This is a genomic window from Streptomyces phyllanthi, from assembly GCF_009377205.1.
Taxonomy (GTDB): Bacteria; Actinomycetota; Actinomycetes; order Streptomycetales; family Streptomycetaceae; genus Streptomyces; species Streptomyces phyllanthi.
On the sequence record NZ_VJZE01000672.1, the window covers coordinates 1 to 3,589 of the forward strand.

General features: G+C 71.4%; 1 protein-coding gene. It reads left to right on the forward strand.

All coding sequences use genetic code 11. From position 1 onward, the window contains the following. The coding region (locus tag FNH04_RS43140) for a S8 family peptidase (RefSeq protein WP_152791699.1) at positions 1–3,550 on the forward strand (3,550 nt) is incomplete at its 5' end. Positions 3,551–3,589 lie beyond the last annotated feature (39 nt).

Genomic DNA, 3,589 nt, shown 5'->3' on the forward strand with positions numbered 1-3,589 from the left:
CACTTCCGCCGCCTCCCCCGCCGACCGCGACACCGTTCCCGGCGCCCTCCGGGGCAAGCGGTTCACCCTCGTCACCGGAGACCGCGTCACCGTCGACGCCTCACGGGGGACGACCCACATCGACTTCCAGCCCGCCGAGGGCCGCGAACGCGTCGGCTTCTTCCGCACCGGGACGGGCGGGGACCTCAACGTCATCCCCACCGACGTCGCCCCGCTGGTGGCCTCCGGTCAGGTCGACGAACTGCTCTTCAACCTCAGCGCGCTGGAACGCTTCGGTCTCGACGACGAGGCACGGGAGAAGGCTCAGGAGGAGAAGGCCCGGGAGGAGAAGGCAGGGCTGCCGCTGATCATCCGGCACAGTGGCGAGAGCCTCCCCGCCACCACCCGAGCCGAGGCCGTCCAGAAGGGCACCGTCCCGCTCGAATCCATCGACTCCACCGCCGTGACCCTCCCCGACAGCGACCGGGGCGAGCTGTGGAAGTCCCTCTCGGCGCCCAGGAAAGCCACAGGCCCCCGACTCCGCCCCGCCATCAAGAAGGTCTGGCTGGACACCCCCGTCCAGCTCACGGACACACAGGCCGAGGATCCCACCGCCGCAGCCACCGACGCCCCCGTGGACGACCTGATCACCCAGATCAACGCCACCGCGCCCAAGGCACGCGGCCTCGACGGCACCGGAGTCAGGGTCGCGGTCCTCGACACCGGCGTCCGCACCACCCACCCCGACCTCAAGGACCGGGTGTCGAAGTCCGTCAACCACATCTCGTGGGACGACGAGACCGGTGACGTCGACGGTCACGGCACTCACGTGGCCGGAATCATCGGTGGTACCGGTGCCGCCTCGGACGGGAAGTACGAGGGTGTGGCGCCGGGCGTCGAGATCCTCAGCGGGCGGGTGCTCTCCGGACCCCTCGGGCAGCTCTCGCACATCATCGACGGCATGGAATGGGCGGCCGACGAGGGCGTCGACATCGTCAACATGAGCCTCGGGTCGTCCGTCCCAACCGACGGCACCGACCCCTGGTCGCTCGCCACCGACGCCCTGCTCGCACAGGGCGTCCTCCCCGTCGTCTCGGCAGGCAACAGCGGACCGGGCTCCTTCACCGTCTCCCCGCCCTCCGCCGCCGCGGGCGCCCTCGCGGTCGGTGCCGCCGGGGGCGACGACGCCGTCGCCTCCTTCTCCAGCCGCGGCCCGCTCTTCGGCAACTACACCGTCAAGCCCAATCTCAAGGCCCCGGGCGTCGCCGTCACCGCCGCCCGCGCGGCGGGAACCGACATCGGCGACATCGACCCGGAGGGCCCGCAGGGCCCGGTCGACGAGAACTACACCCGCCTCTCGGGTACGTCGATGGCGGCTCCCGCGGTCGCCGGAGCCGCGGCCCTCGTCATGCAGGCCCACCCGGACTGGACGCCCCGGCAGGTCAGTCAGGCCCTGGTCTCCAGCGCCACGCCCAGCCCGGGCGAGTCGGTGTACGACCAGGGCTCGGGCCTGATCGACGTGGAGCGCGCCGTCACCCAGGACGTCCAGGCCACTGCCCACGCCGCCGACTTCGGCCGTCTCACGTGGCCGCGTGACAAGGACATCGCACGGAAGGTCGCCTTCACCAACACCTCCGACGAGCCGGTCACCCTGGATCTGGACCTGGACGTCACCTCGACGCGAGGCGATCTGCCCACCGACCTGCTGGGGCTCTCCGAGACCCGGCTGACCGTGCCCGCTCACGGCTCGGCGGCCGTGACCGTCGAGTTCCGGGACACCGGCATCCGCACCGGCGGCGCCCTCTCCGCCCTGCTCACCGCCACCGGCGGGGAGACAACGGTCCGCGTCCCGGTCGGGCTCACGCTCGAACCCGAGAGCTACGACCTGACCGTCCACCTCCGCGACCAGCGCGGCGACCCGGCGAGCGACATCTCCCTCGTCAGCCTCATGCCGCTCGACCGCGCCCTGGTGCCGTTCGAGCGGCCGATCGTGGCGACCGCCGGCTCCACCGTGACCCTGCGGGCGCCCGCGGGGACGTACGGCATCTCGGCGATCATCAGCCGCTACGGGCCGGACAGTTACTGGTTCGCCAGCGACCACGTCCTCGCGGGCGAACCCTTCGTACGGGTGACCGAGTCGGCCGAACTCACCCTGGGCGGCACCGCGGCCCGCAAGCTGGGCAACACGGTCGACAACGAGAAGGTCGAGCGGATCTACCAGGCGTCCGGCATCCTCCAGAAGCAGACCAGGATCCCGTCCGGGCAGACCACGCCGACGAGCACCCAGATCTCCGTCGAGTACCCGCACCTGCCCCCGGACTACTGGGCGGTGCCCTCCACGACCCGTACCGAGGCCTCCACCTACACGACGTACTACCGCGAGGACCTCGCCGAGGGCTACCGGGTCGGCGAGATCCCCGACGGCGCGCCCAGCGACGGGTACGACTACCCCACCGCCACCGGCCCGGTCTACTACCTGGCCGGCATCCGCGAGGGCGGCATCCCCGCCGACCTCACCGGCCGGGTCAGGGACTCCGAGCTCGCGCGGACAGAGGCCCACTACGGCGCCTCCGAACAGGCCGGGCGGTTCGACCGGCCCTTCCCGCTGAAGTCCAAGCTGGCCACGGCGACCCTGAAGGGCATCGCGCTCGACGGCCGCCGCGTCAACGTGCCCTCGCCGGGCACGCGCAGGGAGTACTACACCGCCTCGAAGGACATCACCTGGTCCCAGGAACTGCGCTGGTCCTGGCAGAACGCCGACCCCGTCGACCCGCTCCAGGCCCGCGCCCTGTTCACCGAACCCGAGGCGTTCCGGCCCGGACCCCGTACCGAGTACTGGAACCATCCGGTGGGCGCCCCCGCCCTCGCCCCCGACGGCCGTCAGCTGACCCGCGACGGCGACACGGTCACCGTCGACCTGCCCATGGGCGGCGACTCCGAGGCGCGGCACCTCTTCAGGAGTGACGACGTCTACGCCGAGTACGACTACACCCTCAGCCGGGACGGAGAGAAGCTCCCCAAGAGCAGGAACGGCGCCGCGGAGTTCCCGCGGAACACCGCGCTCGCCGCCTGGAAGGTCCCGGCCGACACCGGCACCTACACGCTCAAGGCCCGCGCGGACCGCTCCCAGTGGAACGGTCTGTCCACCGAGGTCGAGGGCACCTGGACCTTCCGCTCCGGCCCGGTGACCGAGGAGGAGCCGACCGCTCTGCCACTCACCAGCGTCCGCTTCAAGCCGCCGGTCGACGAGTGGTCACGGGCCGGCGACGACCGCACCCTGGCCGTCCCGTTCCGGATACAGCGCACCGGCGACCAGCCGCGCGGGAGGCCGCGCGGGCTGACCGTCGAGGCCTCCTTCGACGGCGGCACGACCTGGCAGAAGGTCCCGGTCGTGAAGAACCGGGCGCTGATCAAGCACCCGGCGCTCTCCACCCTGCCCACGGAGCACATCGACCGCAACGGCCACGCCTATGTCAGCCTGCGGGCCAAGGGCTCCGACCGCGCTTCCTCCTTCGAAGTGACGGTCAAGAAGGCGTACAAGATCAAGGCGTACAAGATCAAGAAGTCCTGACCGCTTGTGGGAGGCGTCCGGTTCGCCGTCGTACAGGTT